Here is a 14,036-nt window from a genome sequence, read left to right as displayed (position 1 = left end):
TGATTATTCCTTTTCCGGTAATTCCTGGCAGATTCGTTCAACCAGATCTTTGACGCTGACGTTTTCCGCCTGCCCGTCATAATTCAACAGAACTCGATGCTGTAACACTTCGTTAGCGAAGTAGCGTACATCCTCATAAGCGACATGTGCCCGGCCTTCACTGAGGGCCCGAACGCGGGCTGCTTTGATCAATGACTGGGCGGCGCGGGGGCTGGCGCCCCAGTGCACGAAACGACGAACGTCATCGATGGCAAAATCAGTTCCAGGATGCGTCGAAAGGACCAGGCGGATCGCATAATCGCGGATTGGTTCGACAACGACGACCTTATCCAGAACGCTTCGCAGTTCCATGATCTGCTCGCTGTTCAACAGCTTCTTCAGTTCGATTGGTTGCTTCAGAATCGTCTGCTGTACGATGGTGTTCAGTTCGCTCCGGTTAGGAAACGGAACGTTGATCTTGAACATGAAACGATCCAGCTGTGCTTCGGGAAGCGGGTAGGTTCCTTCCTGCTCAATCGGGTTTTGGGTTGCCATCACGAAAAATGGCTGGTCAAGTCGGAAGTGAGTACCACCTGCGGTCACCGTCCCTTCCTGCATCGTCTCCAGGAGCGCCGATTGTGTTTTGGGGGAGGCACGGTTGATCTCGTCGGCCAGCAGTAATTGCGTGAAGATTGGGCCTTTACGAAATTCAAAACGATAAGTGCCTGTTTCGTCAGTACTCATGATATTCGTTCCGATGATGTCCGCCGGCATCAGGTCGGGAGTGAACTGAATCCGCTGAAAGTTCAAATCCAGAACGCGTGATAAGGCTTTGACTAACTCGGTCTTTCCCAGTCCTGGTACTCCTTCCAGCAGAACATTTCCGCCGCAAAACAAGGCATAGAGAGTTGATTCCACCACGCGCTCCTGTCCGACAATCATCCGCGCGATTTCGGATCGGGCTTCATTGAAAACCTTTTTGAAATGGTCGGCTTCCGCCTGCAGAACAATGGGTTCCTCGGTGGTTTCTGGCTGATTCATCTTCATATCTCCACGATGTTAAACTGGCTTATTTATCTTTATCGTCATCGGTATTCCTGCGGCGTTTCAAATCGAGCAGTCGGCCGGTTGTCGTCTGGTTATCCTGGGAACCACTCGCCGGTGGTTCTGGTTTATCGGTTGTTTTACTGTCGGGTGGCCTGGTTTCTGTTTTACCAGATTCGGGTCTTCTGGTTGTCTGCTCGCGCTGCTCCTGTAGCTTTGCAATCGTTGACTGCTGAGTCTGCTGGTCGGGTTGACCTTTGCGTGAATCCATTTCCTCAGTGATATCCTGCTTCCGCTGCAACAACGCCCCCATGGTGGCAGTACTGCTTTGATCATCTTTTCTAAACCGGAACCAGCCTTTAATGACGTACCAGTCCAGTTGAATCCGTCGGATTCCCACATCCAGAGGTACCAGAATCACCAATGCAATCAGGAACCAGTCAAAGATCGGGTTCGAACTCATTTTGGGATCCCGGCGGCCGTAAATGATTTCTGATGCATTCTCTTCCATTGGCAGTCTCTGTCCTCCTGTCCGCTCTGCGATCTGATCAAGTACGATTGGATTTGAGCGGAACCGCAGAAACTCGGGAGAATAAGAAACAATGAATCCCCCGTTAGCGTGATCTTCCCGATCACCGGATTTGCCAACTGCCATGACCTGATACCGACCTTTACCCCATAGCGGAACAGTCGCCTGATAGCGACGGGGGCTGACCTGCTTGAGTACTACAGTTTCCTGACGATCATGCGGGCCTGAAATCCGGGCAGCGACATTCAGGAATGACTCTTCCGGATGAAAGTCTTCGACCATGATTGTGGCTTTATTCCCCGCTGTATGGCTCCACATCTTCAGGTGATCCTGCTTTTCAACTCGCGAGATTTTAATCATCAGTTGCTTGATGAAAGCCTGATAATGATCCCAGTTGACCCAGTCGGCTCCCCAGTTGGGAGAGAGATCCGATGTGAAAGCGGCTGTTGTCCCCAATCCGTATCGCCAGAAAGACAGGATGGGATCAATCTCACCTTCTGCCTCTTCCTTTTCGGGAGCATTCAGGACCCCTTCTGCCCGCGGTTTGATCGTTGTCAGTACATACCCGCGTAATTTCGGAATCGTGGGGATCCCTTTCAGGACGGGTGAGATCATGCCCACTTCCGGGGTAATGGTTTCATTTTGAATCATACTCCGCTTCAGCGTTTTTGCCTCTTTGATAAAAATGGAAGGCAGCTGATTGGGATCAGTAGGAAAGTAGTACTTTCCCTTTGTCACTGCAGCGATATCATTCATTTTGGAAATGTCTTCTCCTCCATGTGGAAAGATCGCCACCATGGAGACGCTGACATTGTTTTTTATAAACTGACCGATCAACTGCGGAGTGGGGGGCTGCGGATCGCCGTCTGAAATAATAATCATATGCTTGGTGGAAGCATCACTTTTAATCAAGCCGTTCAGCCCCAACTGCATGGTGTTGGCGAAACTGGGCATGTCACCTATCTGGGCGCCATTGATCTTGGGAACCATTTTTTCATAATCGCCCGCGGGCATCAGTTTAAACAGCCACTTTTCCCCTTCCATATAGTCATAGACCAGCACTCCCACTTCATCCTGCGCCCCCAGGACTTTGATGGCCTGTTTCGTAATTCGTTTTCCCCAGGTATTCCCTTCCGGAAATTCACAGGTATGCAGAATGATCGCCAGCGCCCCTTTAGGCAGGATTTTCTTTTTCGTAATGTCCATCGTCACCGGGAGCGCGTCCTCGATCACAGTACGATGATAGCCCCCCGGTCCGAAACTGTTTTCCCCTCCCACCATCATGAAGCCGATTCCCTGATTGAAAACGGCATCGTGAACGGCTTTCAGTTGAATGACATTGAACGCATCGGCGGGAACATTGACAAATACAATCGCATCATAAGGCATCAGTGAAAGGGAATCGCTGGGAAATTCGTAGGCAGAGATTGTCTCCACATTTCGCTCCCCATCCCGGATGGCTTTCTCCAGCGAGAGCCAGTCGGCTTCGTTGCCAGGCGAGTCAGGGTTAGTGACAATCAGAACTTTGCCTTCCCCTTCGACATAGATATAGTTCAGAACCGTATTGTTCTCAAGAAGATGGTCTTCACCAGTTTCCGTTTCGATCGTGGCGGAATATTCATAGTAACCGGGAGATTTCAATTCGATCGGAATCACATAGCGGTTTTTACCCGCTTTGAATGCGACTTCTATGGGCGTCCCAACTACCTGGCCGTTTTCGCGTAAAACCAGTTGGCCTTTGCCTGGTTTCAGTGAAGAGAGCACGATCGCGGCTTCATAGTTTTCTCCCAGTTTGACAAACCGCGGCAGTTCCAGGTTCTCCAGCCAGACTTCATTGTCATATTCATAGTGAAGCGGCAACACATCAACGGCAATGTCGCGCGATTTCAGCTCACTTAGAACCTGGGAAATCGATCCCTCGGTTTCCGTGCCGTCACTGATCAGAACAATGCGTCCTCTGTTCTCTTCCGGCAGCATTGCCGCCGCCAGTGAGAGAGTCTGCTGCAGGTTTGTCGCATCTCTGTCAATCCGCGAATTTAATGCCTCATAAGGAAACGAGACGCGGGGCGGAAGTTCGACGGCTGAGTTTCTACCAAATACAACCAGGCCGGCTTCGTCGGTTTGCGGTTTTTTATTTACAGTATCAATTACAAATTGCAGAGCAGTATCGACCGAAGTCTCACCAATCGAGTCGGAAAGATCTACAGCATAAACGACAGAGACGACATCGCGCACGCGAACCGACCTGGGTTCTGCAATCAGCATGACAAACAGTCCCAGCATCAGCAGACGCGAGATCAAGGCTGCCAGCGCGCGACCCTTGCTTAAACCACCATAACCGGCAATGGACAGCCACCAGACCCAGACGGAAAACAGGATTAATGCAAAAGCCCACGGTCTGGCGAACAGGAGAACGCCGGACTGCTCCAGACCGATACACAAAGCCGCATAAAGAACCAGAAAGGAAATCAAAGGAACCGCCCGCATCCACGTCACCGGGGTGCGTGGTCGAGGAACTAACTGGCGATAAAGTTCTTTGATTTTCATGGTATCAATTTTACGATCAATCGATTTCCCGTGTCAGCCACATATACCTGATCTTTGGAATTTACTGTAAGTCCCCAGGGAGTGAGAAATTCTCCTTGATTCATCCCGGTCTTCCCATATACCCCTAAAACACGGCCGGACAGGTCCGTTTTGGTGATGCGTCCTGCACCATATTCAACGATGTAGAGCTGATTGTGATGGCGATCGATGGCAATGTCGTACGGGTAATAGAGCGACAGCCCCCCGGTTTTCGTGCCCAGAACTTCGAGAAATTGTCCCTCATCAGAAAAAACCTGAATCCGGTTATTCACTGCGTCGGAAACATAGATCTTCCCGTCATGCCAGATTATCCCGGCGGCGCGCTGAAATTCCCCCGGAGCTGTACCCACAGAACCAAATTCCAGCAGAAATTCGCCCTGCTCGGAAAATTTCTGCACGCGATCATTATCTCCATATTCGCTGACATAGATATTGCCGGCAGGGTCCTGAACGACAGAGACAGGATAAATGAACTGACCGGGGCCTTCTCCCAATTCACCCAGGTATTTTAGAACTTTCCCGTGCTGATCAAAGAAGACAACCCGGTGGTAGTGTGTATCGGCAACAGCGATCTGGCCATTCCTCAGCAGACAGATCCCCTCAGGTTTGCCAATTTCAAAATCAGGCATCTCCCATTGTCGAACCAGATCATTATCCGAATTATAGACGAGGACGCGCCCCGCATTATCCAGTACATAGAGTTCATCACCGGGCCCCACATTCAAACTGCGCGGCGCAGGAACTTTTAGACCTTCCGCGGGGACAGGCCATTGGACTGTCTCGGAAAACGTCAACTGCGGCGCATCATCAATACAGCCAGTTTGAAAAAGGACGCATAAGAAAAGCAGCAGCAGTCGAATGGAAACACGCTCCCCTTTCCGCAAACGGGAACGTGCGGGTCGATGAAATAGTGTCGGACTGGTTTGCGGATTTCCATCACCGATCAGGGTGACTTCCTCAACCGAACCGCTGAATTTCACATCCTGTACTTCATAGAACCCCTGATCGTCGCTGACAATCGATAGTTGCTCAGGACGGGTAAAACGGGGAGACTTCTCGTTGTCGGTCATTGCTTGACGATCAACCTTACTCAGGTCATTGACCGGCCCCAGGTAGCCGGCGATCTGACAATCAGGGGGATCATGGTACAGTTCATTTACGTCGCCTGCGTAAACGATGCGCCCCTGTTCCAGGCAGACGACGTGTGTTGCCTCTCGCAAAACGAGTTCGGGAGAATGACTCGAAAAAACGAGTGAGATCTGCCGCTCCTGACAAAACTCGCGAATCACCTTCCAGTATGCAGGCCAGTGTGCCTGATCCACGTGCACCAGAGGCTCATCCATGACAATGACCCGCGCATGACTCGCCAATGCACGGGCGACTGCCAACCGGGACGCTTCTCCCTGCGAGAGTTGACCCGGGTATTTTGCAGCCAGTGGTTTCAAATTGAATTGGTCCAGCAGGGATTCTGGTGAAAACTGATGTAACTCAGCTTGAGGACAGACCAGGGTCAAATGCTCTAATACTGAGTATTGCGGCCAGAGCCCCAGTGTATGAGGCACCCAGAACAGGTCCAGACCATCGTCTGCTGATCCCGTTCTTAACACAGTCCCTCGATCAGGGCGTTCGAACTTGACCAGTAAATTCAATAGTGACGTTTTACCTGCACCGGAATAGCCCATGACGGCAGTCACGCCAGCGGGTATTTCCAGATTCACCTCTGTCAGCCGCGTACCGCTGGCCCAGTTCAGACTGACATCAGTCAGCGACCATAGCAGCGATTCTGATTGTGAACTGTGTGTGGTCATATTTATGAGACGAACTGATTGAGTTCAGCCTGGTTGCTGTATCGGATCCAGACATTTCGGACGACAGGAAACAGTATGAGTGCCAGTAAAACAGGAATACAGCAACTGATCAAACTAATTGCTGATAAAACGGATGTTTGGCCATAATGCATCAGCCCATACAGACGGACTGCTGAAGTCATACCGCTGTTAGGAGCGAGAATCGAACTGATCGTCACATCCCAGTAAACCCAGAAGGCCAGGACCGCGACGGCCCAGTATTGCATTCGTCCCCTGCTCACCCACAGCAGCCGACCCCCGTTCTCTGTCTGCTGTGGACAAACCGATCGATTTAATAATTGTGCCAGAAACAGGGAGTCCGTGTTTTCCTGTTTCTGGAATACCAGTTTGATGAAAACAGCCCTGGGAAACAGATACAGCACAAAGCCCAGTAAAACCGGAACCGGAGTTCCATAAAGCCAACTGCCTGCCTGTGTCAGAAAAAAAGATGCAATCACCAGTGCCAGGGTTAACGAGCCCAGTAAACCGGGAATACAACAAATCAAACCCATTAGTTTGACGAGGTGAGACTGTCTTCGGTTAAAAAAGCATGTTGCCAGCCCCCATGCGGCAATGCCGGATGTCGTCGCATATAACAGCCCCCAGGAACATTCCTGTAGCGTTCCCATAATCTGTAATCGATTTTGCAGCACACTTTTCAGGGATATCAAACCGCCCCACCCCAGCATGACCAGAGGAACCAGGACCACGCAGCACGTGGCGACTGCCAGATAGCAGACAGCCAGAATCTGTCGCCATCGATTCACTTTTGAGTAGCGATGCTGTTGCAGATAGTTCGGTTGCTGTTCGAGGCTTCTTAAGAGATACAGGACTCCCGCCAGCAGCAGAACTTCAATCATCAACGGGCCAATCAGATAAGCCAGTGTTTCTCGGACAGGCACTCCTCCTGCCTGAGCATCAAAGATCCAGACCGTCCAGGAATTCATATAAAGTAGCGAGGCGATTTCAAATTCCTGAAAAGCCAGAAGAAAGAGCAGGCACCAGACAGGGAGAATACGTACTAACGTTTTTCTGAGAAAGAAACTCCACCGAGCAGGAAAGCGTCCAATTTCAAAGCCCGTTTTGGAAGCGGATTTACGAATGAAATCTGCTTCTCCCGAAATTTGTGGTTGCGCAGCCATGTGATAACAGATGAGTCCCACTGGAACGACTCTCGATAAAACCAGAGTGGAATACACCACTTCCGCCAGAACCGGATAATGAATCAGTTGTGTTGTCAACAGCGACCAGGCATAACCGACAATCAGTTCCGGAACCAAAATCGGAGCGAGTATCAGAAACCATAAAAAAAATGTGTAGCGAGTTTCCGACCGATCAATCAGAGTTGACAGTCGCTGACAGAGGAAAACTCCGATCAGTGAAATGATGAGACTGCGTAACACCGTCACACCACAGATTGTGGACAGGCTCATTTCAAGTACTCCGACTTGAGCCAGTCCAGCGTCAATGTTCTCTGTTTGACGAGATCAGACAGAGGATATGCCTGTTTCACATAAGGGTGAAACTTCTGAACATCTTCAGGCACCTGATCCCAGTCGACTTCGCCCAGCGGAATCTGGCGAGACTGCGATTGTGATAATTCCAGCTCCACCTCCGCTGACAGCAGATAATCGACCAGTGCTTCCGCCTGTTTCTGTCGTTTAGTCCCTTTGATGATGGCAACACTATTGGGAATCAGCAGGGCTTTTTCTTCCACTAGAACCGGTAATGCAGTCACGGGTTGCCCCGCATCGACGGCGACAAAATAATCATCGGTGTCAGTATACCCGAGCAGACAGGCATCAGTGGCAACCAGGTTTTTCACACTGGAATTACCGGATGTGACCTGAATACCCCGATCCAGAAGCGACTGATACCACTCCTGCAATTTCTCTAATCCCCAGGCATCACAGAGAATTGTAAAATGCGAGAGCGTCGTTCCGTAAAGAGGCTTGGCAATGGCAACCCGCTCCAACGGGCCTGTCAGTGTCTCCGCCACGTTCTCATAGGAAAGTTCATAGGAATCAGTATTGGCGATGTAAACTCGCAAACGTGCTGCAAATCCGGTCCAGTACCCCTCAGGATCTTTGAACTCAGCTGGAATTCTCTGGAAACCAGGTCCCTGGTAGGAAGCCAGTAACCCCTGCTCTTTTAACGCTGCTGTGCCCAGTGCCTGGTTGTTCCAGAACACGTCACACCGGGGATGGTCTTTTTCCCGAATGATCAAATTCGTCAGGCCCAGCGATTTAGTGGCTTCCGTGTCAAAACGTGGCTCAACTTTGATGCCTGTCTTTTGCTCGAACTGTTTGAGGATCTTCTCTGAGAAAACGGCATCATGCGCGCAGTAGACAACGAGAGCCTCATCCTGATTCTGGTAGTAAAAGACCAATCCGATCATGATGACGACAGCAATTTCAACAAATGCCAGCATCAACCATCCGGACCTGGTCCTGCGTCCTCGGGGTTCATTCATTTGCCGGTTGCGTTCTCTTCAGTTTTTTTCTCAAGCGAATTGAAATACTTTTTGATGCCATCGTGATATCCGGGAGGGATCTGTTCCTGCATAATGGCTTCACTCATGCCCTGCTTCAGTTCAGTGAACAGTTTTTTGTAGTCCTTCCGGGCTTCTCCCCGGTCACTGAGCCCTTTTGTCTTGAAGGAGAGCAGTACTTTACCAGCGGTAATGGCAGACTTGGATTTTTCTGTTTTAAATCCTTTGTCTCCGGTATCCTCTTCATCAACTTTGCCACCACCGCCCTGTCCTTCTCCGCCGGTCCCTTCTCCCTGAGCGTCTCCCATCAACTTGGCATACAGGTCTTCATAGTCTTCCAGTGTCAGGCAGTTTTCGCACATTTCGCCATCCAGGCCTGATTTATCATTTGCTTTCTTCGCTTTCGATAAAGTGCTTAACGCTTCTTCCAGTTTTTTAAGATCCTTCGCCGACTGTGAAATTTCTTTCAATTCCATTTTCGCCAGATCCATTGACTGCATCGCTTCGCGAAGTGCCTCTTCCTGTGAAATTCCCTTCGATTGCGCCATCTGCATCTGCTGCATCGCCCGTTTAAGTGCGGCGGCCATCGCTTTGGAATTCGTCTGCTCACGGGCAAACGATTCCATCTCTTTCATTTTTTTCTGAATCTCATTTTTCAGTTGCTCCCGTTTGACCGGGTCGGTCTCTTTCTGCAGTCTCTGCAGTTGCTCTTTCAGTTCTTCCATTTCTTTCATGAGAGACTGGGTTGAACCTTCCTGCAGTTCCTTACTCCACTTCTGCATCCCTTCTTCTTTTGACATCTCACCAAACTTTTGCGCCTGGTCTGTCTTCATCATCATGTTTTTCATATTCTCTTCAGCCCGTTTGCGCCATTGGCTGCCGAGGGATTTCTGATGTGCTGCGAGAGTCTCTGCGTTTTTCTGCTTTTTGCCAGGTTCCATCTTGCGAAAATCAGATTTCAGGTTTTCGACAGCCAGTTTGACTTCTTTCGATTCTTCATCATTGTCGCCGTTATCCTTATTTTTTAATTCCGCAAGCCGCGCCTGCGTTGCCTTTTTCGTTTTCTGGAATTCTTTCACTTTCTCCTGCTCGACTTCAGCTGCCTGCACTTTGCCAAAAGGATCAAACTGCGGCGTGTATTCCAGCAGCAGAAACAGCAGCAGTCCGGCAGAGCAGCAGATGGTGAACCGCTTGGCCCATTCGAAGGGAACCACCTGGGCTGGTTGAATTATCGACGCCTGCTGTTCGGCATCCTGAAGTACCAGCGGTTTATAATTTCCCATGGCCTCTTCCAGCAAAGTGACTGTGAGAAACAGATCCTTGGTTTTCTGTTTCTGATCAATCAGCCGTGCCGCCTGCTCATTGTCCGGTTTACGGAACAGGAAAATCGACAGGACAACGGTCCCAATCGCAACCACTGCCAGGGAAGGCAGAGTAAACCATTCTGTCAGATATCCTGTGAAGCGACTAAATAGCATCGCAACCAGATAAACGCCGAGTGAAATACAAAAGGATAGAAAAAACTTTTGCCCCCACACAGCCAGAGCCAGCCGCTGTTGAACGCGATTGATCAGTCGAGTGGATTTTGTAATCTGTTCCATTGGTCTCACCTCAAAAAAGGGAGGAGTCAGGCGATATCAGTTATTATTCCCAGATACGCCGACCGCTTCTGCTTCTGCAGGGCTGATCAGCTGGTCCTGGTTGGTATCATATTTTTTAAACAGAGACTGCTCAAACAGGAATTCCCGTGGCGACAGGTCTCCATCCCGGTTGCGATCCATACGCTGAAACCAGCGTGGACCATTCATTGTTCTGGGAATCGTCATATTCTGTTGCATCGACATCGCGTCCGTACGCGGTGCAAAAACAAACAGTTCCGGTTTTCCCAGCTCAAACGTAATTTTAAAGTGACCTTTCAATTCGCTGTGATCGAGTGCCTGGTCACGATTTCCATCGTATTCTTTAACACGTTGCACACTGTTTCGCAATTCTCGTGGACTTAACCGACGATCCTGGTCCGTATCCAATATTTCAAACAATGATCTACCATCATTGGCAACTGTCATGACAACCTGATTCTGCACTTCGGAAGTATCTTTGATCAAAAATTCGGTTAATTCCTCGACGAACAGCATCTCGTCCTTGTTTTTATCGACTTTTTTATAGTCACCACCCGGCAAATTCAGTTGCATAAATTCTGCTTCCGTCAAATACCCGTTTTTATCGCTGTCGACTACACGAAACCGAGACTGGTAAAATCGCACATTATTCGCCAGCAGATGCCGGCTACTTTTAACCCGCAGTTCCAGCAGGAGACCATCGATGTGAAATTCGATTTTCGAACTCGAAACAACCTGGACTTCAGTGACCCGGTTTGTGGTTTTATTGAGAAATTTAAGGTGTGGCCGAAATGTTTCCTCACGCGGAATGCTGACCTGTAACTGCACATCCACCAGAGGATTTTGCAGGTACGCAAACAGTTCTTCCCGATTTAAGAATCCATCCGCGTTCTGATCGGAATCGTGGACTTGCTCGGAATCCTGTCGATCCTGCTGAAAGCAACCAACAGAGATCGCATCTTTTTCAGGATTGGTATATTCAACGTACTTCTTCAGGATTTCATCAATGGCTTTGTTGACCGAACGATCGTGGTCCAGCCGGAGAAAAGCCGTTTCTATTTCTGTCTGGCGGAAGGGGCTTTGAGCCGCGTTGTTAGTCTGACTTGAATTGAACGGACGTAATTCTGTCAGATTCAGCACGTCATCTTCATCCCGGTCAAACTGAAACAGTGTCTGCGGGCTGGCTTCCAGCTCCGAATCGCTGAGTGTTCCATTCTGATTCTGATCCAGTTTACGAAACAGTTCAATCACCTGAGAGCTTCTTGATGGAACGCCGGCAACCCGAAATGCGGAACCCTGTCCGCTGTGAAGATAGACCGCAAATTCCTTCAGACTGAGTCGCTGATCGAGATCTGTATCAAGCTGTTTGAGGCGTGCCTGCAGGTTTCCTTTATCATAACGCTGAATGCCAAAGGCAGGCAGATATTTCAATTCTTTCAGATCGAGGAAACCATCTTCGTCACGGTCGAGAGAGGCAAACATTCTGTCGATGTAATCGTTGCTGATCGATCGGAAATCTGACTGATCCACCAGCAGATTGATTTCCAGAATGATCGGTGCCGAAGGCGCCAGCAGGATGATACGCTGGCCGGTCGGCTGTTTCGCAGTAACAGGCGGTACCTCTCCCGCCTGAACAGGAGACGTCAAATAACTGCCCCCCATTCCCGTTACCAGAAACAATATGACCACTTTGAGTACAGGTGACATCACTAATGATTCAATAAAAATTCGCTGCTATTCAGCAGAGCCCAGAACAGATTGGAATACGCATGAGTTCTCTCCTCCTCCGACTCGGCTGAGGAAATATACTCTGAAAGTCTCTTTGTTTCAGATTCCACAGGGAATCGGGATAAAGTACACAGATAAAACGCCTCAATTTTGTCTGCGATCGTCAGTTGGGGAAATTCAACGATTGCCGTAAAGACATCCGACTGTTCAAGGCTGGTGGCATTTACCATAAATTCGCCGTTCATCAGAGCCAATGCCTGCAAAATCGTCGCTCGTGGATCCAGTTGGTTCTCGGCATCTTTCTGAAACAGGTCTCCGATTTCTGCTTCGGGGCTGTTCGTCGTCTGTGAGAATAAAAAGGGATCGGCGTCTGTTGTTTGCCGGAAAAATCCCGTTGCCTGTACCAGATTGGCAAAAATCTGTTCCGCCGTCAGTCCCCGTGTTGGCATTTTTCCATACCACTCCACCCGGGATTGACTGGGGTCGGTCTGACGGCTGGTGAGCTGGTAAGTCTGGCTGTTTACGATTTCGCGAATCAGGTATTTCAGGTCGTAATCATGCGCACTGAGTGAATTTGCCATCAGCTCCAGCGATTGCGGATGCGTGGCTGGATTTGTAGACGAAAAATCATCAACCGGATCAACGATTCCCCGTCCGAAGAAGAGACTCCAGACACGATTTGCGGTAGCTTTAGCAAAATAGGGATTGTCCTTCGCTGTGATCCATTCCGCCAGCCTGATCCGGGGACTGGTAGCTCCCGGTTCCCAGTCCGGTTTCTTTCCATCCAGAAATGTGGCATCCACCAGCCGATTTGTATCGGGAATTTTGATCTGGGGATGACGCCCCAGATCCATCAGGGGTAATTCAGCGGCAACCTGATTTGAACCGGCCTGAACGATGTTCGAAAAGAAAGCGGCGTATTCCCAGAACTGCTGCTGTTTCCAACTGTCAAAGGGATGATCATGACATTGAGCACATTCAATTCGGACCCCCAGAAAAGCCCGCGAGGTTCCTGCTGCCAGACTCTCCGGTTTTAACTGCTTGACCAGATAATAGGCACGGGGAGTCAGTTCTTGCGCGACTTCACCAGGTTGTCTTTGTGAGTTGGCACCCTGTGATGTGCTGATGACCTGGCGCGCCAATTCATCATAGGGAACATTTGCCTGGAATTGTAATCGCAGCCAGGCTTCAAATTCCGGAATCTGCCCTCTGGCTTGAAGACTGGTCGTCAGTTCGGGCAACAACATGTCGCGCCAGACATTCGTGAAATGCACCACAAAACCAGGGCTCGCCAGCAGACGATCTACCAGCTGTTCCCGTTTTTGCGGAGACGGGTCCGCAATAAAAGTTCGCAGTTCCGAGACGGGAGGAATTTTCCCGGTCAAATCGAGGGAAACACGACGCATGAATTCAGCATCGGTCGAGCGAGGCGCAGAAATGACCCCTTCTCGTTTTTGTGCTGCCTGAATCAATTGATCAATTTGAGTGGATAAGGGCGCGGCTTTTTGCGAATCTTCTGAGCGTGCTACTTCAGGATAAAGTGAGATCATAGTCTGGGTAAGCAGTAAAACGAGTACCCCAGACAGACCTGCTGTCTTATGCAAGGGATTGAATCGTATTATGAGTTTTCTCAACACTGCTCGACTGTCCTCAATCGCGTTGATTTTACCTGATTCAGGTATGCTTTATCCCAGACGGGCCTTTGAAATGGAACCACTGTATTATATAGTCAATTGTACAATGCCAGAACTTGAATACAAGGTCGATTTGCCCTGTCCGATTGCTATAAAAGGCCGTTAAAATCGACTGGAACTTGTTATTTTCAACTTACATGATGTTCAACGGCCATTTTGACGGTCTGATTCACCAGTAAGACGGTTTCAATTCTGTTTTTTGCGTAACTAATTCTCCATTGCCGCCTCATTTCTAAAAGAAATCAAATCCTGGAATGCTGACTTATCTGAAACTGTTCATCAAAAGGTATAAGGATGATCTCTTTGTCATCGCCGCCGGAGCAGGCATGCTTTACTTCGCGACACTTGATCGGGAACTGGGCTGGTTCTGGAATTCCGCCGGTTTTGTTATTCTGATCTGGGGAATCGCAACCTTATTTGTGAATTTACGTTCCGGAGAAAACCGGAAACAAAATGGTAGCAACGCGGACACGTAATACACTAAAATCAGCTGCGAAGTTTGCACAATCCCCTGTTAGC

The 14,036-nt window shown here is 49.5% G+C and carries 9 protein-coding genes; 1 reads left to right on the top strand and 8 read right to left on the bottom strand.

Annotation, left to right across the window (positions count from 1 at the left end; all coding sequences use genetic code 11):
* Positions 1-3: 3 nt before the first annotated feature.
* From ACN0YN_RS02990 to ACN0YN_RS02955, 8 genes are read right to left on the bottom strand one after another with little or no spacing between them, the layout of a single operon-like run.
* On the bottom strand, positions 4-1,020 hold the full coding sequence (locus ACN0YN_RS02990) for an AAA family ATPase (protein ID WP_417383494.1): 1,017 nt from the start codon (positions 1,018-1,020) through the stop codon (positions 4-6).
* 28 nt (positions 1,021-1,048) lie between these two features.
* The gene (locus tag ACN0YN_RS02985) at positions 1,049-4,099 is read right to left on the bottom strand and encodes a VWA domain-containing protein (RefSeq protein WP_417383493.1); all 3,051 of its coding nucleotides are present in this window, start codon (positions 4,097-4,099) and stop codon (positions 1,049-1,051) included.
* The gene (locus ACN0YN_RS02980; protein ID WP_417383492.1) at positions 4,096-5,946 is read right to left on the bottom strand and encodes an ATP-binding cassette domain-containing protein; all 1,851 of its coding nucleotides are present in this window, start codon (positions 5,944-5,946) and stop codon (positions 4,096-4,098) included. The genes ACN0YN_RS02985 and ACN0YN_RS02980 overlap by 4 nt, the downstream gene beginning before the upstream one ends.
* 2 nt (positions 5,947-5,948) lie before the next feature.
* Positions 5,949-7,418, bottom strand: coding sequence for a hypothetical protein (locus ACN0YN_RS02975; protein WP_417383491.1), 1,470 nt, complete (start codon positions 7,416-7,418; stop codon positions 5,949-5,951).
* Positions 7,415-8,458 carry an extracellular solute-binding protein gene (locus tag ACN0YN_RS02970; protein ID WP_417383490.1) on the bottom strand — a complete coding sequence of 348 codons (1,044 nt, stop codon included), beginning with the start codon at positions 8,456-8,458 and terminating at the stop codon, positions 7,415-7,417. The genes ACN0YN_RS02975 and ACN0YN_RS02970 overlap by 4 nt, the downstream gene beginning before the upstream one ends.
* Positions 8,455-10,077 carry a hypothetical protein gene (locus ACN0YN_RS02965; RefSeq protein ID WP_417383489.1) on the bottom strand — a complete coding sequence of 541 codons (1,623 nt, stop codon included), beginning with the start codon at positions 10,075-10,077 and terminating at the stop codon, positions 8,455-8,457. The genes ACN0YN_RS02970 and ACN0YN_RS02965 overlap by 4 nt, the downstream gene beginning before the upstream one ends.
* A 36-nt stretch (positions 10,078-10,113) precedes the next feature.
* A complete protein-coding gene (locus ACN0YN_RS02960) occupies positions 10,114-11,802 on the bottom strand; it encodes an EF-hand domain-containing protein (RefSeq protein WP_417383488.1) in 1,689 nt (562 codons plus the stop codon).
* A 2-nt stretch (positions 11,803-11,804) separates the two neighbouring features.
* The gene (locus ACN0YN_RS02955; RefSeq protein WP_417383487.1) at positions 11,805-13,373 is read right to left on the bottom strand and encodes a DUF1549 and DUF1553 domain-containing protein; all 1,569 of its coding nucleotides are present in this window, start codon (positions 13,371-13,373) and stop codon (positions 11,805-11,807) included.
* A 398-nt stretch (positions 13,374-13,771) separates the two neighbouring features.
* Here ACN0YN_RS02955 and ACN0YN_RS02950 point away from each other — a divergent pair, with 398 nt between their 5' ends.
* A complete protein-coding gene (locus ACN0YN_RS02950; RefSeq protein WP_417383486.1) occupies positions 13,772-13,993 on the top strand; it encodes a hypothetical protein in 222 nt (73 codons plus the stop codon).
* The last annotated feature ends 43 nt before the right edge of the window (positions 13,994-14,036 follow it).

The sequence above is a fragment of the Gimesia sp. genome (genome assembly GCF_048260065.1).
GTDB lineage: Bacteria > Planctomycetota > Planctomycetia > Planctomycetales > Planctomycetaceae > Gimesia.
The sequence above is the reverse complement of the archived record's forward strand: the minus strand, read 5'-3'. Positions and strand labels throughout refer to the sequence as shown.